Below are 20772 nucleotides of genomic sequence, written 5' to 3'. Positions count from 1 at the left end.
GGAATTTTACCCCCCCTTTCATCCCCACCTTTATAAGGGGGGGAAAGAGGGGGGGTATCAACCAACAAATTTTGAATAGTTTCGATGTTGTTTCTAGCTGACGGCTGCAACCACACAACTAAATCAAAAGTTTGCTGTGCTTCCAAAACTTGAGAAACAACTTTGCCATTTAAAGCTATTTCGATGATTTCCGAAAGTTCTCCAATTTTCAAACCATATCTACCCGCAGCTTGGCGGTTAAACTTAATTTGAATTTGCTGCACCGGCACCTGGGGTTCGAGTTGCAAATCCACAATTCCCTTAACTGTTTTCATTTGCGCTTCAACTTGGGCACCGAGGCTGCGAAGCTGATTCAAATCCGGGCCAAAAATTTTTACAGCAATTTGACTCCTGACACCAGACAAAACCTCATCCATCCGGTGAGAAATAAAACCGCCGATATTTGGTGCAACTCCCGGCAATTTCCCAAATTCCTGCCGCAAAAACTCCAAAGTTTTTGACCGATTTTTCATCCCTTCCTCGCTCAAACCGATATCGATGTGAGCTAAATTGACACCCGCAGCATCGGCATCACCCGGAGCTCTGCCCGATCGCACTTGCACGTATTCAAATCTGGTATCCTGCTTAAGTGCATCTTCCATCGCAAAAGCCGCGCTATCCGTCGTCTCCAAAGACACCCCCGGATAAAGCTGAATCGTATTCACCAAAGTTTGCTCCTGAAACTCCGGCAAAAACACCCGTCCAAAGGAAGGCAAAACAACTAATGCAGCCACCATGCTAGCAGCAGCTAAAACTAAAATTATCGCCGAATAACGCATTGACAATCGGATAAAAAAGTGATATATTTTTTTGCAAAATCTCGGCAACCAAGGCTCCTCAGCACTCATGCGTTTACTCGGCAACAAAATAGCACAAAGCGCCGGAGAAACGAACAGCGATTCTAAACTAGAAATCACCACAACTACCAAATAAGTAATTCCCATCGGCGTAAAAATTCGACCTTCTACACCGGGCAAAGTAAAAATAGGCGAAAACACCACAATCCCAATTACCGTTGCTCCAATTAACGAATCGCGCACCTCTTGAGAGCCATCAAAAATCACATCCATCACCGGGCGCGGATGCCCAGAAGCCTTATTTTCTCGTAAATTGCGGTAGGTATTTTCAGCATAAACAATCGCATCGTCGATCGCAGTGCCGATCGCCACCGACAAACCACCCAACGTCATCGTATTCAATCCCAGTCCCAGCCAATACATCGCCAGCAGCCCGAACAGCCAAGTTAGGAAGAAATCGAGCAAAACCACCGTCAGAGTGCGCCAATTCATCAAAAACGGGATCAGAATCACGGTGACAATGATACTGCCTTCCACTAAAGCCGATCGCACATTCTCCACCGAAGAATTGATATACTCTTCCTGCCGGAAAGTCACTGTCACCTTAATATCCTTAGGTAAAGCTTGCTGCACCTCAGCCATTGCCGCCTCAACCGCCTTCGTTACCGTCGGAGTATCCGCAACGGGCTGTCGGTTTACCATCACAATCACAGCTTTTTTGCCGTTAAAACTGCCGTTTCCCCGCTTGATTGCTGCACCAATTTTGACATCCGCAACATCACCAATTCTGACGGGTGTTCCTTGGCGAGAGGCGATCGCAGATTGCTGCAAATCTGCCACAGACTCAATCCGCCCCACACCCCGAATTAACGTTTCTTTATCCGGTGTAATTAAATAGCCTCCCGGCGCATTAACATTGGCAGCCTTCGTCGCTTCCGCAACTTGCTGCAACGACACATTAAAAGCTTTTAACTTAGCAGGATCGACTAATACTTGATACTGCCTTTGTTCGCCGCCGTAAGCAACGATTTGAGCCACACCAGTTACTGCCAAAAGACGATTTGTGACTTGCCAATCAATCAAACGGCGCACTTCCATCAAAGGAGTAGTTTGTGATGTGAAAGCATAGGTAATTACCAAACCAACCGGAGAAGTTGTCGGAGAAATTTGTGGTGTTTCTACTCCAGCCGGGAGTTTGCTTTGAGCTTGTTGCAATCTTTCGGTTATTAATTGGCGCGCTTGATAAATGTTAGTTCCCCAATCAAAGATTACCTTAATTGCAGAAAGACCGACAGCCGAAGCCGATCGCACTGCTGTTACTCCCGGAGTTCCGTTAATCGCACTTTCGATCGGGAGTGTTACTAAAGACTCGATTTCTTCCGGTGCGAGGCCCGGTGCTTCCGTCTGAATTTCGACTTGCGGCGGCGCAAAAGGTGGGAAGACATCAAGGGACATTTTGGGGATGATATACAATGTCCACAGACTAATAATAATGGTGGCGAGAACGACTAGCCAACGGCGATTAATTACCCATCTCAGAATAGTGCTGAACATTTAAACAGTTGACAGTTGAGAGTTGACAGTTGACAGTTAAATAGCCATTCAATATAGATTGACACCCAACAATGAAATTAGGATGAAATCGTTTCTCTTTTAAGTCTGATTTATAAGTTATAGCGGTCGAAAGAAAGATTCGCGGACGTTGTTCGGCTTTAGCCCTCTTGGTTTAAGGGTTATGTAAGCTGTCAGTAGCTGTAGGGTGCGTCGCCATCTACAATCCTCAAAAAAAACGACAATCTCGTAGCGACGCACCTTACAAATCCTTTAAACAACCAATCGAATGTTCATCATAGTTATTATGAAAGCACCCAAGAAATACTCAGAAACTCTAAAAAACTTTGGCGAAACAGACTACAATCCAGTCCCGCCAAAGCGCTCAAAACGAGTAATCATGCGCGCTCAGTTCAAAGGGCGTAAAAAACCTATGAGGTATATTTTTGATGAAGAATTGCACAGCTTTCTAGATGCAGATAAATGAATCAACTCTCAGACAAGGTGAGTGCATCTCACCTTTGAAGAGGGCGAAGCATGACCGCATATAAGTTATTAGTTATAATGCCATATTGACTGCGGTCATGCTTCGCCCCTACAAACATATTTGCCTTGCACAAGCTGCACCCGACAAGGTAATTACTTGTAAACAAAACTTTTACTTTAAACTCTGGGTTTCTGCCTCGTGGCTGTTAACATGGTGGTTGTCATCATGCAGCAATTCATCTACTTTACTCGCATTTAGTGCCACTGCGGAGGTAGAAAAACAACTGTTTTTAGAATCCGCTGCTATTGCTGGCAATTTGCGCCGTTTTCCCCAAAATACCCCGGCTGCAAAAGTCACGGATGCGATCGCAATTCCTCCTCCAATTCCCGCCCACCATAAATACACAGGCAAATTATTAAAGTTAACCTCTGTTACCTTAGGACTTACCTCTTGCTTTTCCTCACTGGTTGACGGCTTGCTACCGCGCAGAGATTGGGCGTAAAGTTGAGGCGCGCGCTGGGTTACGATCGAATCTCCATCGAATAAACCGCTCTTAATTTCTACTAAATCTCCCGCAGTTTGACCGACTTCAATGTCAACCGCTTGATAAGCATCGCCATTTTGGACGTAAACTGTTTTTTTACCGCTAACATCTACTACTGCTGTAGTCGGAATTGCTAAAACATTGGTAACAGTTTTATTGGTTAAAATCTCCAACTCCGCAAACAATCCCGGCTTTAACTCGCCGTTACTATTATCTAGTTCTGCTTTCACTGGGATAACCCGCGTTTCTCCTTGCACGGATGAGCCTATTAAGGTGATTTTTCCCTTGAAAATACGATCGCCCAAATTAGCAACTTTCACCCTGACTTCCTGGCTTTGTTTTACCTGATTCAAATCTTTTTCGTAGATATTGGCTGTAGCAAAAACTCGGCTGTCATTTAAGACGCTCATCAACGGTTTTTCAGCGCTTACAGACTCTCCTGGGGTGATGGCGCGATCGGCAATCGTACCAGAAATCGGAGCAATGACGGTGACAAGTCCCTGCTCATTCGCAACAGCACCTAATTGTTGCAGCCGCGCTTGATAGGCTGCGCCTGCTAAACGAATGCGCGATCGAGCGACTTGCACGGCAGTTTTGCCACGTTTGACCTGATTCTCGGCTTCTAAGACTTCCCGGCGGCTCAGAGCCTTGGTGAGTTGAGCTTTTGTTTCTGCCACCTTGCCTTGAGAATCGCGCAATTCCCGCATTGGCAAGTCTACTTCAGCTTGTTTAATTTCGGTTTCGGCTTTGATAACTTCGGGACGGCTTTTTGCCTTGGCAACATTGGCTTTGGCTTCGGCGAAGTGGGATTGCGACTCTAGCATTGTACGCCGCGCGATCGCCCCTGACGCAACTAACTCGCGATCGCGATCGAACTGTTCTTTAGCCACAGTCAATTCAGTTTCCGCCCGCGCTATCTCTGCTTGCGCTATGTCCATCTGACGCTGATAATTTTCCTTAGCAACTTTGACAACAGAGCGCTGATTGACTAATTCTTGCTCTCGTTGGTACTGTTGAGTTGTTGCTGCTAATTGAGTTTGGGCTTGTATTATTTCTGCTTCAGAGATTTTAATTTGGCGATCGTAATTTTCGGTAGCTAGTTTCAAATCCCCTTGTGCTTGCTGCAAATCTGCCTCAGCTTCCGCTTGTTTCGAGAGAGATTCAACGCGCAACTGTCCTAATTCTGAACTCGATAAAACTGCAACGGGTTGACCTTTTGATACTTTGTCCCCAGGCTTAACTCGCAATTCTACCACTTTGCCAGCCACCGGAGCAGTCACTTCTACTTTTTGGTTGGGTAAAGTTTCAATTTGTCCTGTAGTTTTGATGCCGATATCTAATCGCTGGCGGGCCGCAGGAGATACTTTGATCCCTAACCGTTTTGCTGTTGCGGCATCGACAGAGATAGCAGCAGGAGTTTGAGTTGTTTCGCTATCTTGGTGAAATTCATTTCCGTGCCCAGCGTGGGCGAAAACGGCGGTGGGATAACTTAGCAAGATTAGGCTTAACAAAGTTCCTGAAAAGCTGCTAATAATTGCCGGAGATTCAGAATTTTTGTGAAATATCATCGTTGGCATTGTCCTTAAAATCAGGTTGAGTGCCAAAGGCTTAACGGTTGGTATTTTGCCAAAACAAGTAAGTTAACCGAATTAACCAAAGCTACTTATTAGCATTTTCCAACAAGCGACTGCTAAGCAATGACGCAGAGCTAAAAATGCTCTCCTCAACCTAGTCTTTCACTGACAAATGAAATTAGGATGAAATTTCGCCTTAGCAGCCCAGATGCCCACCGGCTTCTAAAATACGAATATAAGTTTTGCCTAATGCCAACGGATTGCGCTGTAGATTCTTTTGTCGTTGCGCGACTTCTTTGGCTTCAATTTCTGCTGTCAAAACGCTAACTATATCGTCTGCATCTGCATTTCGTTGATAAGTGCTGCTCAATTCCAAGCTGTTCGAGATCATTGAGTACCCCTGTCTATAACTTTGTGGTGACTTTCATACTGTAGAGGGAGGGCTTCTAAATTGTCTACAGTATTTTTACGTAAAAAATCAAATGATGTAAATTTAGACCGCTGCTGATAGGCACAACCAAGCTAAATCACTGTTATACCAAGCTCTTTGCTACTCTTTCATTGGCTGGATTTCTTACTGTAGTGAAGCAAGCATTTTCTGAACAATTAACTGACTGTGATTCGCGTCACTCATGTTGTGGCTTGATGTCACATCTTGCTTTCTCAAATCAATACCGGGGCGGGTTTAGTGTTTTTTTACCAGCATTTATATTTGCGTAAACCCGCACCTACAGATATTGCGATTAATCTATCCCGCCCGTCACTACTGTTTGTACCAAGCTTTGCGCCAGTCTTTCATTTGCTGAATTTCTTGCTTTTGCGAAGTCAAAATTTCTTGAGATAATTTCTTGATTTCTGGGCGTTTGGACTTCTTCAAAGCATCTTGGGCCATGATTAAAGCTCCTTCGTGGTGGGGAATCATCGCATTCAGAAATCGCAAGTCAAATTTGTCGTCAGCCGCTCCTAAATCCATACTCATCATCATGCTTTGCATTTGTTCGGGAGTCATTGCCATCATGTGACCCATTTGAGCGTGATAAGCCATTGGCGTACTGTCGGCTTTAGCATACCAAGTTTTGCGCCACTCTTTCATTTGATTGATTTCGCGGTTTTGAGCGGCAATAATACTATTAGCTAGTTTTTTCATTTCCGGGCGCTGGGATTTATTCAGCAGCTCTTTCGCCATGTTGACAGCACCTTGATGGTGTACAGTCATGCCATCAATAAATCGCAAATCGTAGTCGGCATCAGCAGGCCCTAAATCCATTGACATATTATGATTCATGCCACCCATACCGCTTGGTGCCGCGTCTTGCTTGTTGTTTGGTTCAGTTGCTGCGGTAGCATTTGGGGCTTGAGTTTGGCTGGTGGGAACTTTTGAACAAGCTGCCAGCACTCCGCTGGTTAGGGCGGCTGTGGCGGTCAATATCAGCGCTGCAAAACCTGTTTTTAATGAAATTGATTTCATAGATTTTATCACCTTAAAACTGCCATGTTTATTCATTCTGTCACAAATAGATGAAATTACGATGAAATTTTCGATTGTGATTTGCCAAGAATTATTGCTGTGCTGTGGTTGGACTTAACGATGAGTGGCAGTAAAACTTAAGAATTAGTTCGGGATTCCCCCTTGACTCTCCTGCTAAGTGGAGACTTTATAATCAAGTTAATTCATTGATTGAGCAGAGTAGTTTCTGCTGAGGTTCCAATTATGACTTTACACCTAAAAGTTCCCAAAATGGCTTGTTCTGCTTGTACGAGTACGATCGCAAAAGCAGTCCAAGCGATTGACTCAGCCGCTACTGTTGAGGCGGATCTCAAGACAAAATTGGTCGCGATTCAAACCGATAAGCCGGAAAGTGAAGTTAGGAATGCGATCGCATCTGCTGGCTACCCTGTCACTTGAACGCCGAAGGTAACTTGATAATTTAGGATGGCATTTATGGACAATCTTACACTTAAATTGCGGGGCATGAGTTGTGCTGCTTGTGCTTCCTCTATCGAACAAGCTATTCAATCTGTACCCGGGGTAAGTGAGTGTCATGTCAATTTTGGGATGGAACAAGCAACCATCCAATACGACTCGAAGCAAACCAATTTAGCAACAATTCAATCGGCTGTTGATGCGGCGGGATACGAAGCTTTGCCGCTGCAAGAAATCGCTGGGGTAGAAGATGATGCAGAAAAAGCCGATCGCAAATCCGCATCTGACAACTTGCAGCGAAAACTCTGGATCGCAGGCAGCATCAGCATCCTGCTCGTTGTGGGTGCCATTCCAGCCATGACCGGCTTGCACCTGCCATTCATTCCCGGATGGCTGCACAATTCTTGGCTGCAATTAGTGCTGACATCACCCGTACAATTTTGGTGCGGCAAATCGTTTTATGTAGGAGCTTGGAAATCCCTAAAACGGCGCGTCGCAACAATGGATACCCTGATTGCATTGGGAACGAGTGCTGCTTATTTTTATTCAGTATTTGTGACATTTTTTCCCGGTTTATTCGCAGCCCAGGGTTTGACTCCCAGCGTTTACTACGAAGTTGCCGCCAGCGTGATTGCCTTAATTTTGTTGGGTAAAACCCTGGAAAATCGGGCGAAGGGAGAGACTTCGGAGGCAATTCGCAAGCTGATGGGTTTGCAAGCAAAAACTGCTCGGATCGTTCGCAACGGCGAAGAGTTGGAAATGCCGATCGCCCAAGTGGTAATTGGCGACATTGTACAGGTGCGCCCGGGCGAACAAATCCCCGTAGACGGAGAGGTAATTGAAGGTGCTTCGACAGTAGACGAAGCAATGGTTACAGGCGAAAGTTTGCCTGTAAAAAAACAGCTTGGCGACGAAGTGATCGGAGCAACAATTAACAAAACTGGCAGCTTCAAATTTCGCGCTACTAGAGTCGGAAAAGATACATTTTTAGCTCAAATTGTCAAGATGGTGCAAGAAGCCCAAGGTTCAAAAGCCCCGATTCAAAAGTTAGCAGACCAAGTGACTGGTTCCTTTGTACCCGCAGTCATTGCCATCGCTTTAGCTACTTTTATTGTCTGGTTTAACGCGACGGGTAACTTCACTTTAGCAACGGTGACAATGGTGGAAGTGCTGATTATCGCCTGTCCCTGCGCTTTGGGTTTAGCGACTCCGACTGCTGTGATGGTTGGCACGGGTAAAGGCGCCGAAAATGGGATTTTAATTAAAGGAGCCGATAGTTTAGAATTGGCTCACAAAATTCAAATTATTGTGCTAGATAAAACAGGAACTCTGACTCAAGGTAAGCCGACGGTAACTGATTTTGTGACAATTAAAGGCACCGCAGACAGCAACGAGTTAAAGTTGCTGCAATTGGCTGCTTCTGTAGAGCGAAATTCCGAGCATCCTGTGGGGGAAGCTGTGGTTAGGTACGGTCAATCTCAAGAGGTAAAGTTGAGTGATGTTCGTGATTTTGAGGCGATCGCGGGGAGCGGCGTGCGAGCGGTTTCGGGGGGACAGTCGATCGCCCTAGGAACACTCAGGTGGATGCAGGAATTAGGCTGCGATACTGAATATCTGGAGCTGCGGGCGCGAGCCTGGGAAGCCGCAAGCAAAACGGTGATTTGGATGGCTGTAGAGGGCAAAATAGAAGCAATTATGGGCATTGCTGATGCTCTGAAACCGTCATCGGCGCGGGCGGTGAAAGCACTGCAAAACCTCGGTTTGGAGGTGGCGATGCTGACAGGGGACAATCGATCGACTGCGGAGTCGATCGCCCAATCGGTAGGAATTACTCGCATTTTTGCCGAAGTTAGACCAGACCAAAAAGTAGCCCAAATCCAAGCCCTGCAAGGGGAAGGCAAAATTGTGGCGATGGTGGGAGACGGAATTAACGATGCACCAGCTTTGGCGGCTTCGGATGTGGGAATTGCGATCGGCACCGGTACCGATGTGGCGATCGCCGCCAGCGACATTACCTTAATTTCAGGAGATTTGCAAGGAATAGTTACAGCAATTAAACTTTCCCGCGCCACGATGCGGAACATCCGCCAAAATCTGTTTTTTGCCTTTATTTACAACATCGCCGGCATCCCAATCGCCGCTGGTATTCTGTACCCATTTTTTGGCTGGCTGCTCAATCCGATTATCGCAGGCGCAGCCATGGCTTTCAGTTCGCTTTCGGTAGTGACTAACGCTTTGCGCTTGCGGAATTTTCAAGCCAAATCCATTGCATAAATTAGCAGGAATTCGAGAAATGTTAAATCAGCATCAAGTTGTAGCAAGTCTCGCAGGTTTAGGAATCATCCTCGGAAGTGCGTCGGGAGTTGGAGCCAATCAAATATCAGTCCATCCAGCAAATTCTACCGCTCAATTTCGGCAGATAGAACAACCGTTAAGTGTAAAAATCGGCGTAACAGCAGGCGGGCTGAGCTTAATTGGTTTAGAACTGTGGTGGTTTTTGTTGAGCAAACATCCAGCTAAGCCTCAATACGGTTCAGTTAAGCCCGGAGATCCCCCCTAGCCCCCCAAAACACAAGGGGGGGGGACAAGAGAATTGTCTTTCGTCCCCCCTACAACCAGGGGGATCTCCGGGGCACAAACAGTTTTAACAATCGCCTACCCAACCAAAACCAAGTAAATTTGGCCGTCGCGGTTTTTTCCAGCGAGAAATCGCTAAAATTAATCGAGCTTAAAAATTTGGAGTGAGTTAAATGCAACTACTACACACGATGCTCCGAGTCGTTAACCTGGAAGAGTCCCTCAAATTTTATACCGAAGTGCTCGGAATGAAACTGCTGCGACAAAAGGACTATCCAGATGGTAAATTTACTCTAGCTTTTGTAGGCTACGGCGATATGTCCGATACTACAGTTTTGGAATTAACATATAACTGGGGCGTCACAGACTACAATTTAGGGGATGCTTACGGTCATATTGCGATCGGCGTTGACGACATTTACGGTACTTGCGAAGCAATTAGAGCCCGCGGCGGTAAAGTGAGCCGCGAACCTGGCCCGATGAAACACGGTTCAACTGTTATTGCTTTTGTGCAAGACCCCGATGGATATAAAGTTGAATTAATCCAACTGGAAAATCCAGATGTCAGCCCTCAGAAAGTAAGGACGGAAGTAGCATCTTAGTCTTCGCCCTGCTGCGTAGGGTGCGCCAGCCACAAACTTTTTGACTTACGTTAAAACTCGGAACCTGACGCACCCTACGGAGAGAATCTACCGAACCAAACTTACTATCATGGTTTCTTTTTCGGAGCTTTTAATATTTTGTCCTTAGCCATTTTATCAACGATCGCGTCGCTGATAATTTCCGCTCCGTGGGAGGTAAAATGCAGGCCGTCATTAATTTTAACATAGCCTCGCTTGCCCGATTTATTAGCAACTATGGGAACAAAGTTTCCGGCTTCTGCAAAAGTATCCCAAGTTGAAATAAATTCTATTTTTGTAGAATACTTGCTAGTGTTTTTATAGATATTATTCATAATTGGAAAAGCTTTAATATACGAAGATTTATTAGAGATTGATTGACCGATCCAATACACTTTTTTTACAGAAGATGCTCCCAGTAACTTAGCGTATTTTTCTACTCTTTCTTGATAAGCTTTTTGCCATTCTAAACTCAAAATTGCCCGGTATTTTCCTTGAGAGTCAGTGATATCTTGAGTGTCATTCCCTCCGAACAAAACAATTACTACATCCGGTCGATAATCTTGGATAATTTCGCTGGTTCTGGCATACCAGTCATAATAATCTATCCGATTTAAGCCGCTGGATACTTTGTAGTCAATTTTTGTATTTGCAATATTGTATTTTTCCTTGAGAGTGTACTGAAGTTGAGTTCCTAAATCGAACATTACGGAATCGCCAATAAATAAAAATTTGCGATAAGGTACCGTCAATTTGGGTTTGGCTGGTGTTGGCTTTTTAGCAGGCTTTGCGGCTGCAACAGCAGGTTTGGTTGCAGTTTTCACAGGAGAAGTTTTTGTTTTGCGGCGGCTGTCGAAGTTGACATCTTTAATTTTGCTCCAAAAATCTTGTTCTGATTTCCTGAAGCCGTCGATTTCAATTTGGCGCGCTGCTTGTTTAATTTCAGGACTCGCTAAAGGAGTTGAGGAAAAGCTTTTTAGAAATAAAGATAAGTTGGAAAATATTAAAGTGAGAATTACAGAAGTAACAATCAGCAAAATTTCTCTGTCTCTCATAATCAGTTGTTAGTTGTTAGTTGTTAGTTGTTAGTTGTTAGTTGTTAGTTGTTATTTGTTAGTTGTTAGTTGTTAGTTGTTAGTTGTTAGTTGTCACGAGTCATTAGTTATTAGTCATTAGTTATTAGTCACTGATTATTTGGAGATATTCAAAAATAACAAATAACAAATAACAACTGCCAACTGCCAACTGTCAACTGTCAACTGTCAACTGTTGAAGTTTAATTAGGTGAATTTAGTTGTTTCTTAGAAATTAAAGTAAATAAAAGGCGGGACGGTACTCGGGCCCAACATCAAGATAGCATACACGAGCAGGGAAACTAAGACAACCCGAAAGAATAGGTTGTTTAATGACAATACTGTTTGGAATACTTGGGAAATGATGTCGCCCCACAAGTTGATCGCGCCAATGACTGCAATTACTAGATACAATTGCCAAAAGTTGAATTGAAAAGTTGCCGCGGAAAAACGAAATATTCCTTGAAAAAACCCGATCGCAGTTTCGCAGTTGGGTGTGCCAAAAAATACCCAGCTACAAGTGACAAAGGTAAATGTTACTAGCCAACTGCAAAATTTAGTAAATCTGGGAAAGGCATAGTCTAATTTAAAATGGATAGCTTGGGGAATATCTTTACATAGATGGTTGACAACCAATCCTAAACCGTGGATTCCTCCCCACACAATAAAATTTAATCCTGCGCCGTGCCAAAATCCGCCGATCGCCATTGTTATCAGTAAATTTACGTACTTCCGCAATTTGCCGTATTTATTGCCACCTAAGGGAAAGTAAAGGTAATCTCTCAACCATTCGGAAAGACTGATGTGCCACCTTTTCCAAAATTCTTGCAAGCTGAGCGATCGGTATGGCATATTGAAATTGGCGATCGGTTTGAAACCCAGCAAGCAAGAGATACCGTTAGCCAAATCCGAGTAGCCGCTGAAATCTACGTAAATCAAACAAGAATAGGAAATTGCCGCCAGGATTAAATCTATGCTGCTGTACTGCTGCGGAACTTTGAATGGTAGTTGAGTGAAGTTAAACAAAAAGCTCGACAAAGTATATTTTTTGAAGAGTCCAGACAAAATCAAAACGATAACTTCTTCGATTTTATAGTCATATTTACTCGGTGAATTTAGCTGCGAGTAAAATTCGTGAGGGCGCGAGATTGGCCCAGAGGCAATTTGGGGAAAGTAGGTAATGTAGGTGGCGTAGTCTATAAATTTAGGACTCTTAATTTTTTGTTGGTAGCAATCGATTAAATGAGAAATTATTCTAAATGTGTAGAATGATATGCCGACAGGGGCGATTATTTGTAACATTTGAAAATTGGCAGGAATTTTGAGCTGGTTTAGTACCTCAAATAAGGAGGTTACAAAGAAGTTGCAATATTTGAAAATGCCGAGATTGACAATGTTGACAGTTATGCCGAAGATGAAGGCAATTTTTGGCTGTTTGCTGCGCTCGACTGCTCGGAGAATGATATAATTGTAGACTGTACTTAAAATCAGGAGTCCGAGAAAGTCTAAGCTCCAAAAGGAATAAAATAATAAACTGGAAATTAGCAAGACAATTTTATACAAATCAACTTTGGGCTTTAAGGAGAGGATGGCGCTAAAAATAATTAGAAAAAATAATAAAAATTGGTAAGTGGGAAATAGCATATATGTCAGTCAATCAAAAAATGTTATGGCAATATAGAAAATTTCAGTAGAGCAATAAAGAGGTTCGATCGTTCGGACTTTAGTCCGCATTAATTTCTGCGGACTAAAGTCCGAACGATCAAACGAAGATATAATTATGAGGCGGCAGTGCTGTGTCCGTGCAGTATTGTAGGCAATGGAGAACCAGTATATTTTCATAAGTTCGATCGCCAGATCCGGTCGTACCACACAAATTTTTGCGGTGGATCGCGGACTGTAAGCTTGTACAAGCAGTCAATTGTGTTGCAACTTCGGCGCTCGTTAACCGCACTCATAGATTAACAATCGTGTTTCAAGATTAAGATAGTTGTGAGACCATGTATGAACGGATAACAACAGGAATCCCCTTGATTGCGAGGAACGAACGTGCAGCCAACAGACCCTAGCAAATTTACAGATCAAGCCTGGGAAGCCATAGTCAAATCCCAGGATGTAGCCCGCCGCTTTGCCAATCAGCAGCTAGAGGTTGAACATTTAGCGATCGCCATTCTAGAACAGCAAGCCCTAGCAAACAGCATTCTCAGCAAGGCTGGAGTCGATGTCGCCCGCTTGGCGCAGCAGTTAGATGCTTTTGCTAAACGACAGCCGAGAGTTGCTAACGCTGACCAACTATACCTCGGCCGCGGCTTAGAAGTGATGTTAGATGCTGCTGAGTCTGCCAGACAGACTTGGCAAGATAATTTTATCGCCGTTGAACATTTATTAATAGGCTTGCTAGAAGATGAACGAGTTGGTAGGCGATTGCTGACTAAGGGCGACGGGCCGCCGGGCCGCCCCGGATACGATCGCAAACCGGCACCCGGTACGATCGATCGCGCCAAACTCGATGAAGCAATCAAATCAATTCGCGCTACTACCAAAGTCAAAGATCAAAGCCAGAGCCAAAGCCCGAGCCAAAGCCAAAGCCAAAGTCAAAGCCAAAACCCAAATTCTGAGGCCAACTCCGACGCCCTCAGCAAATACGGGCGCGATTTGACAGAAGCCGCCAAAGCAGGCAAACTCGACCCAGTAATCGGCCGCGACGAAGAAATACGCCGTGTCGTACAAGTTCTTTCCCGCCGTCAAAAAAACAATCCAGTGTTAATTGGCGATCCCGGAGTCGGAAAAACTGCGATCGCCGAAGGTTTGGCCCAGCGCATTGTCAACGGCGATGTACCGGAATCTTTGAAAAACCGCCAACTATTCAGCCTGGATATGGGCAGTTTAATTGCTGGGGCAAAATTCCGGGGCGAATTTGAAGAACGATTGCGTTCTGTGCTGCGAGAAGTTATCGATTCCGACGGGCAAATCGTCCTATTTATTGACGAATTGCACACGGTTGTTGGAACTGGCGGCGGCGGTAGTTCCGGCTCGGGAATGGATGCGGGAAATTTGTTGAAACCAATGTTAGCCCGAGGTGAATTGCGCTGTATCGGTGCTACAACTCTCGATGAATTCCGCAAAAACATTGAAAAAGATCCGGCCTTAGAACGCCGCTTTCAACAAGTATTTGTCGGGGAACCGACTGTGGAAGATACTGTTTCAATTTTGCGCGGATTGAAAGACCGTTACGAACGCCACCACGGGGTAAAAATTACCGATTCGGCGCTCGTAGCTGCTGCAACTTTGTCTTTTCGCTATATTTCCGATCGCTTTTTGCCAGATAAGGCGATCGACCTTGTAGACGAAGCGGCCGCCCACTTGAAAATGGAGATTACCTCCAAACCCGTGGAATTGGAAGGGATTGACCGCCGGGTGATGCAGTTGGAAATGGAAAAATTGTCGATCGAAGGTGAGGGAAAAGGTGCTCTATCCCCGGGAATCGGCCCCCGCATCGAACGCATCACATCGGAAATTGACATTCTCAAAATCAAGCAGGAAAAATTATCCTCTCAGTGGTTGGGCGAAAAGCAGTTGTTAGATGCAATCAATAAATTGAAAGCAGAAGAAGACCAACTGCGAGTCCAAATCGAACAAGCAGAAAGAGCTTACGATTTGAATAAAGCCGCCCAGTTGAAGTACGGTAAATTGGAGACTGCGGTGCGCGATCGCGAAGCCAAGGAAGCCGAACTTTTGAAACAGCAAGCTCAAGGTTCTTCGCTGCTGCGGGAAAAAGTTACTGAGGGCGATATTGCGGAAATTGTGGCGAAATGGACGGGAATTCCGGTCAATCGGTTGTTGGAATCGGAACGCCAAAAATTGCTGCAATTGGAAAGCCATTTGCACAAGAAAGTTATCGGTCAAGAAGAGGCTGTAACGGCGGTTGCTGCGGCGATTCGGCGGGCGCGGGCGGGGATGAAAGATCCCGGTAGACCGATCGGCTCTTTCTTGTTCATGGGCCCCACAGGCGTCGGAAAAACCGAGTTAGCGCGGGCGTTGGCTGAGTTTTTGTTTGACAGCGACGATGCGATTATCCGCATCGATATGTCCGAATATATGGAGAAGCAAAATGTCTCCCGGTTAGTCGGAGCTCCCCCCGGATATGTCGGTTACGATGAAGGGGGACAACTTTCCGAAGCAGTGCGGAGACGCCCTTATTCGGTGGTGCTATTTGACGAAGTGGAAAAGGCGCACCCTGATATATTTAACATTTTGCTGCAAGTGTTGGATGACGGCAGAATTACCGATTCTCAAGGTCGAGTGGTTGACTTTAAGAATACCGTAATTGTAATGACCAGCAATATCGGCAGCGACCACATTTTAGAAGTGTTTGCTAAAAAGGGGAAAAATACCAAAAAACCTGCTGCTAGGAAGCAGGAACCGAAGGAGGTATCAATTCCCAACACTGATTATAAAGTTGCTGATGATGGTACTGTCGAGGTATCTGCTCAGCGAGTTGATATTGATAGTGAAGGTAAGACGGAAATTAAGATTGAAAGTAAGTCTGAAAACAAGTCTGAAAATGAAAAATCCTTGACTCAAGAGCGGGAGACAGACGAAGAGTACGAGCAAATGTTGAAACGGGTGATGACTGCTTTGCGATCGCACTTCCGGCCAGAATTTCTCAATCGGGTGGACGAGATCATTTTGTTCCACACGTTGAGCAAGACGGAATTGCGGCAAATCGTCACCATTCAAGTCAAGCGGATCGAGCGGCTGTTGGCGGAACAGAAAATCACTTTGGAACTGTCCGATGCTGCGAAAAACCACATTACAGATGTCGGTTACGACCCAGTTTACGGTGCTCGTCCCCTGAAACGCGCCATCCAGCGGGAGTTGGAAAACCCGCTAGCTAACAAAATTCTCGAAAATGCGTTTGTCGAAGGTGACACAATTGCGATCGACTGTGTAAATAACACTTTGCAGTTTCGCAAAAAAGACTCTCTCCCCGCGTTGGTAGGTAACAGTTTGTAGTTACATTTAGGAACAGGCTTTCTGGCCATTGGTGTCAACTTAACTTCAAAGGTACTCAGAGGCTGCTGTTGGTGATTTAAGACCAGATCCCCCCTAACCCCCCTTAGCAAGGGGGGGATAAGAGTCTTCTCTTGCGTCAACCCCTACTCCCCTTTTCAAGGGATCTTTCCAACTAGCAACTCTATTTGCCAAGAAGGACAATACTTTTGTCAAAGTCCCCCTTCTTAAGGGGGATTTAGGGGGATCTGGCCTAGGCTATAAACGAAAGATACAAAAGTTTTCTGGCTTAAGTTGACACCAATAACTTTCTGGCCTGTTCCACAAAAATAAATCTGCTTGTGGAACAGGCCAGAAAGCCTGTTATTTAAAATAGTCAAGCCTGCTGCTTACTTAATATTACTAATTACCCATCGTGCGACTGGTGTAAGCATCCATGCTGTAGGCGGGAACGCGAACAGTGTAATCGATTTCTGTTCCAGTCATCGATTTTGCCAGTTGTTCAAAAGATTCATTGCTCCAATTGCGATCGTGAATGGGCTTGGACTGTTCGCCTAGGAAATATGCTTGAGTACCAATTAAAGATGCTGCGACCCAGCCGACGATCAAAAGAGAGATTACAATAGCCATTTTTGTTTTTTCCTTAAGTTTTGTTGCTTTATGTAAATAAATGTAACAGAAATTTACAAACAGCGTCAAGGCAGTGTAATGTCGTGCAAACCGTCAATAATGTACGGTATACCGAACCTTTGAGGCAAATTTAGGGTGTGCTTAGCAAGCACCGATATTGCAGGTGTGCTGAGCAAGTATCAGTATCCGAATAGTGAACTGTATCAAAAATAGCAATATAGATTGTTTAAAATTTTAGTTAAGAAATTATAAGTTTTGCGTTAATAAATTACGATTAAAACTCTGCCGCTAGCATGACGAATCGCGGCAAAATTATGCGTTATGATTTATCAGTTTGGATTTGAACTAACAAATCCCAATTACCAAATAGCCATTACCAAATCAAAATTACCAATCACCCATAAAAATTATGCCCAACTCAATCTTAAATAATGACCCCTTGTGGTTCAAAGACGCCATCATTTACGAAGTACCAATTCGCGCTTTTGCAGACAGCAATTCAGACGGCATCGGCGACTTGCGGGGACTCACAGAAAAACTGGATTACCTGCAAAAATTGGGAGTAACAGCAATTTGGGTACTGCCATTTTTTCCATCGCCGCTCAGAGACGACGGCTACGATACATCTCACTATACCACCGTCAACCCGATTTACGGCACGTTAGACGATTTTAAAGAGCTTTTGGAAGCAGCGCACCAGCGCGGAATTCGAGTTATTATTGAATTAATTGTTAACCACACTTCCGACCAGCACGCCTGGTTCCAAAAAGCGCGCCGCGCCCCGAAAGGCAGTAACGAAAGAGATTTTTATGTGTGGAGCGATACGCCGGAAAAATATCAAGATGCTCGGATTATTTTTCAGGATTTTGAGACTTCTAATTGGGCTTGGGATGCGGTAGCAAAAGCTTATTACTGGCACCGTTTTTATGCTCACCAACCCGATTTAAATTACGACAATCCCGCCGTCCGCCAAGCTATCTTGGATGTGGTAGATTTTTGGTTAGAAATGGGAGTAGACGGACTGCGCATGGATGCCGTGCCTTATCTGTACGAGCGTGAAGGTACTAACTGCGAAAACCTGCCAGAAACTCACGTATTTCTCAAGCATTTGCGCAAGCACGTAGATGAGAAATTCCCCAACCGGATGCTGCTTGCTGAGGCGAATCAGTGGCCGGAGGATGCGGTTGAATATTACTCGGGTGGCGATGAATGTCACATGAACTTTCATTTCCCGCTGATGCCGCGTTTGTTTATGGCTTTGCACATGGAAGATAGCTTCCCAATTAGCGATATTCTACAGCAAACTCCGCAGATTCCTAATAATTGTCAGTGGGCATTGTTTTTGCGGAATCATGATGAATTGACGCTGGAAATGGTGAGCGATGAAGACCGAGATTATATGTATCGGGTTTACGCTCAAGATACTCAAGCGAGAATTAATTTGGGTATCCGCCGCCGTTTGGCTCCGCTGATGGGAAATAACCGCCGCCGCATTGAGTTGATGAATGCTTTGCTGCTGTCTCTTCCTGGTACGCCGGTGCTTTACTACGGCGATGAGATTGGGATGGGTGATAATATCTATTTGGGCGATCGCAACGGGGTGAGAACTCCGATGCAGTGGAGTAGCGATCGCAATGCCGGTTTCAGCCGTGCTAACCCGCAGCGGCTGTACGCGCCGCCAATTGTTGACCCTGAATATCACTACGAATCGGTTAACGTGGAAGCGCAGCGGGCGAATCCCAGTTCTCTTTGGTGGTGGATGAAACGCTTGATTGCTGTCCGCCAGCGATTCCAAGCATTCGGCCGCGGCACTTGCGAGTTTCTGTACCCAGAAAACCGCAAAGTTTTAGCTTTTGTGCGGACTTATCAAGACGAACACATCCTCGTAGTCGCTAATTTGTCGCGCTTCGTACAGACGGCAGAATTAGACCTTTCTCCGTTTAAAGGTGCTGTGCCGGTGGAGATTTTCGGTCGCGCTGAGTTTCCGGCGGTGGGCGAGTCGCCTTACTTTTTGAGTTTGAGCCCTCACACATTTTACTGGTTTACTCTTACTCCTAAACCCGAAGAATTTTCGCTGCACGGTTTTAAGACAGACTTGCCTAATTTGGCGGTCGTCGGTAATTGGAAAACGGCTTTTACAACAAGTCAATTAAGCGAAATGCTGCTCTCTTTATTGCCGAATTACTTGCGCAGCAATCGCTGGTTTGTGGGTGCAGACAGGACAATTCAATCGTTAGAAATTAGCGAGGTCGTGCCTGTAGAATGCCACAACAGTACGGGAGAGGAATCTACAGTTTACATTCTGTTTCTGCTGTTGAATTATACTGAAGGGATGCCGGAAACCTATGTTTTGCCTGTAGGTTGGGAAGAACTCAAAGGCGAGCCGGACGATCGCGCGATCGCGCGCCTGCACTTCCCTGAAAGCAGCGAAGCCGGAGTTCTGTTTGATGCTGCTGGGGACAAAGGCTTGCTGAGCGCGCTGCTGGGGGCGATCGCCAATTCTCGCAGTTACAAAGGTACAGCAGGTGAACTGCTAGGAATTGCCGACAATATATTCAACTCAGACCAAGATTTATCGCAGCTCGAACCTCACCTGTTCAAAAAAGAACAAAGCAATACATCCGCAGGTTACGGCGATCGCTACGTCCTAAAAATATTGCGAAAAGTCGAGGAAGGAATCAATCCCGAATTAGAAATCGGACGCTTTTTAACCGATCGCAACCCGATCCAACACTACGCCCCAATTGCTGGAGCCTTGGAATATCACACAGCCGAAAAACAAGTAATTACAGTCGGAATACTGCAAAAACTAATCCCCGACAGCAGGGACGCTTGGTCTTATACATTAGACACGCTGCGCGACTATTTCGAGCAAGTAATGACAGTAGAAGCCAAGCATTTAGGCGACAATTTATCGACAGATCCCGAAAACTATTTACCCAGCGCTTTGACCGCACAAATGCGGCAACCAAACTCGCTAGTAGCCGATTTATCCCTAGAAATTCCCGCGTTAGCTCGCGAACTTATCGGCTCTTACTTAGCATCAGCCGAACTTTTAGGTCAGCGGACAGCCGAGCTGCACCTAGCTTTAGCTTCCGACACAGAAAATCCCGCTTTTGCTCCAGAAAATTTCACCTCATTTTACCAGCGTTCCATCTACCAAAACATGAGAAATATGGCAGGAAGAATTTTACTGCTGCTGAAAAAGCGGCTGTCAAAACTACCGCCAGAAACCCAAAAATTGGCACAAAATCTCCTCAACCGCGAAGAATTGCTGATGGAACGTTTCAAGTCTATTTTGAACTTGAGAATCACGGCGGATCGAATTCGGTGTCACGGAGACTTTCATTTCGGACAAGTTCTGTATACAGGTAAAGACTTCGTAATTATTGATTTCGGAGGAGAGCGGAATCGACCGTTAAGCGAGCGGCGGATGAAGAGGTCGCCCCTGCGAGATGTCGCGGGAATGCTGCAATCTTTCAATTATGCTGTTACTTTGGCGCTGCGCAATGAAGTAGAAAGCGGTATGATCCGCCCTGAAAATCTTCCGGAGATGCAGCAGTGGGCAAACGTGTGGCACCGCTGGGTCAGCCTGACTTTTCTTAACAGCTATTTGGTAACAGCAGCCGATGCCAGTTTCTTGCCGAAATCTATACCGGAACTGCAAGTTTTGCTGGATGCTTACATTTTAGAAAAAGCGGTTTCCGAGCTAGCATACGAACTCAATTACCGCTTGGATTGGGCGGAAATTCCGCTCCAGCGGATTCTGCAATTGTTGAATGTCAGTCGCAAGCCGTAGTTGATTTTTAAGTAGTGAGTAGGGTGCTTGTGGCGCACTTTACATTAACTCGTTTCATCAAAGGTTTGTAGTGAGGACTTTAGTCCTTCTGATTGCGGACTCGCATTCCTCACTACAAACGATCAAAGGGGGTGCATCTGGTTT

15 protein-coding genes are annotated in these 20772 nt (G+C 45.3%); 8 read left to right on the top strand and 7 right to left on the bottom strand.

Translation table 11 applies throughout. The features are described from left to right. Positions 1-2390 (bottom strand): efflux RND transporter permease subunit (locus tag QT974_RS11780; RefSeq protein WP_333468662.1); only part of this gene is annotated, 2390 nt, incomplete at its 3' end. Between the two features lie 304 nt (positions 2391-2694). On the opposite strand from QT974_RS11780, the gene QT974_RS11775 reads away from it, so the two are divergent. Next, positions 2695-2874 carry a hypothetical protein gene (locus tag QT974_RS11775; RefSeq protein ID WP_333468661.1) on the top strand — a complete coding sequence of 60 codons (180 nt, stop codon included), beginning with the start codon at positions 2695-2697 and terminating at the stop codon, positions 2872-2874. Between the two features lie 171 nt (positions 2875-3045). Here the strand turns inward: QT974_RS11775 and QT974_RS11770 are convergent, their stop codons facing one another. Both QT974_RS11770 and QT974_RS11765 read right to left on the bottom strand, forming a co-directional pair. Next, positions 3046-4986 (bottom strand): efflux RND transporter periplasmic adaptor subunit, encoded by a 1941-nt coding sequence (locus QT974_RS11770; protein ID WP_333468660.1) that lies wholly within the window; start codon positions 4984-4986, stop codon positions 3046-3048. Between the two features lie 202 nt (positions 4987-5188). Continuing rightward, positions 5189-5383, bottom strand: a complete 195-nt coding sequence (locus tag QT974_RS11765) for a hypothetical protein (RefSeq protein WP_333468659.1) — start codon at positions 5381-5383, stop codon at positions 5189-5191. Between the two features lie 110 nt (positions 5384-5493). On the opposite strand from QT974_RS11765, the gene QT974_RS34765 reads away from it, so the two are divergent. Next, positions 5494-5712 (top strand): hypothetical protein, encoded by a 219-nt coding sequence (locus QT974_RS34765; protein WP_442933173.1) that lies wholly within the window; start codon positions 5494-5496, stop codon positions 5710-5712. A gap of 43 nt (positions 5713-5755) precedes the next feature. Here the strand turns inward: QT974_RS34765 and QT974_RS11760 are convergent, their stop codons facing one another. Further along, a complete protein-coding gene (locus QT974_RS11760; RefSeq protein WP_333468658.1) occupies positions 5756-6460 on the bottom strand; it encodes a DUF305 domain-containing protein in 705 nt (234 codons plus the stop codon). A gap of 243 nt (positions 6461-6703) precedes the next feature. On the opposite strand from QT974_RS11760, the gene QT974_RS11755 reads away from it, so the two are divergent. The 4 genes from QT974_RS11755 (at position 6704) to gloA (ending at position 10095) form a co-directional block, all read left to right on the top strand. Further along, positions 6704-6898, top strand: a complete 195-nt coding sequence (locus tag QT974_RS11755; RefSeq protein ID WP_333468657.1) for a heavy-metal-associated domain-containing protein — start codon at positions 6704-6706, stop codon at positions 6896-6898. Between the two features lie 36 nt (positions 6899-6934). Further along, on the top strand, positions 6935-9190 hold the full coding sequence (locus QT974_RS11750; RefSeq protein WP_333468656.1) for a heavy metal translocating P-type ATPase: 2256 nt from the start codon (positions 6935-6937) through the stop codon (positions 9188-9190). 19 nt (positions 9191-9209) lie between these two features. Beyond that, entirely contained in the window at positions 9210-9476 is a 267-nt protein-coding gene (locus tag QT974_RS11745; RefSeq protein WP_333468655.1) for a hypothetical protein, read from the top strand. Between the two features lie 190 nt (positions 9477-9666). Beyond that, positions 9667-10095: a lactoylglutathione lyase gene (gloA, locus tag QT974_RS11740; protein ID WP_333468654.1), complete on the top strand. Its 429-nt coding sequence runs from the start codon at positions 9667-9669 to the stop codon at positions 10093-10095. A gap of 107 nt (positions 10096-10202) precedes the next feature. On the opposite strand, the gene QT974_RS11735 is transcribed toward gloA, so the two are convergent. Next, a complete protein-coding gene (locus QT974_RS11735; protein WP_333468653.1) occupies positions 10203-11168 on the bottom strand; it encodes an SGNH/GDSL hydrolase family protein in 966 nt (321 codons plus the stop codon). Between the two features lie 246 nt (positions 11169-11414). Beyond that, a complete protein-coding gene (locus QT974_RS11730; protein WP_333468652.1) occupies positions 11415-12830 on the bottom strand; it encodes an MBOAT family O-acyltransferase in 1416 nt (471 codons plus the stop codon). Positions 12831-13235: 405 nt separating this feature from the next. Here QT974_RS11730 and QT974_RS11725 point away from each other — a divergent pair, with 405 nt between their 5' ends. Beyond that, on the top strand, positions 13236-16202 hold the full coding sequence (locus QT974_RS11725) for an ATP-dependent Clp protease ATP-binding subunit (RefSeq protein WP_333468651.1): 2967 nt from the start codon (positions 13236-13238) through the stop codon (positions 16200-16202). A 399-nt stretch (positions 16203-16601) separates the two neighbouring features. Here QT974_RS11725 and QT974_RS11720 read toward each other — a convergent pair whose 3' ends face one another. Continuing rightward, complete coding sequence (locus QT974_RS11720) at positions 16602-16829, bottom strand: photosystem II protein, Psb35-related (RefSeq protein ID WP_333468650.1); 228 nt, start codon at positions 16827-16829, stop codon at positions 16602-16604. A gap of 409 nt (positions 16830-17238) precedes the next feature. Between QT974_RS11720 and treS the strand changes: the two genes are divergently transcribed. Continuing rightward, positions 17239-20628, top strand: a complete 3390-nt coding sequence (gene treS, locus QT974_RS11715; protein ID WP_333468649.1) for a maltose alpha-D-glucosyltransferase — start codon at positions 17239-17241, stop codon at positions 20626-20628. Positions 20629-20772: the final 144 nt, after the last annotated feature.

The organism is Microcoleus sp. BM001215392, from assembly GCF_036700185.1.
Classification (GTDB): domain Bacteria; phylum Cyanobacteriota; class Cyanobacteriia; order Cyanobacteriales; family Microcoleaceae; genus Microcoleus.
Note: the sequence above shows the minus strand (reverse complement) of the source record. Positions and strands in the feature narration are given on the sequence as shown.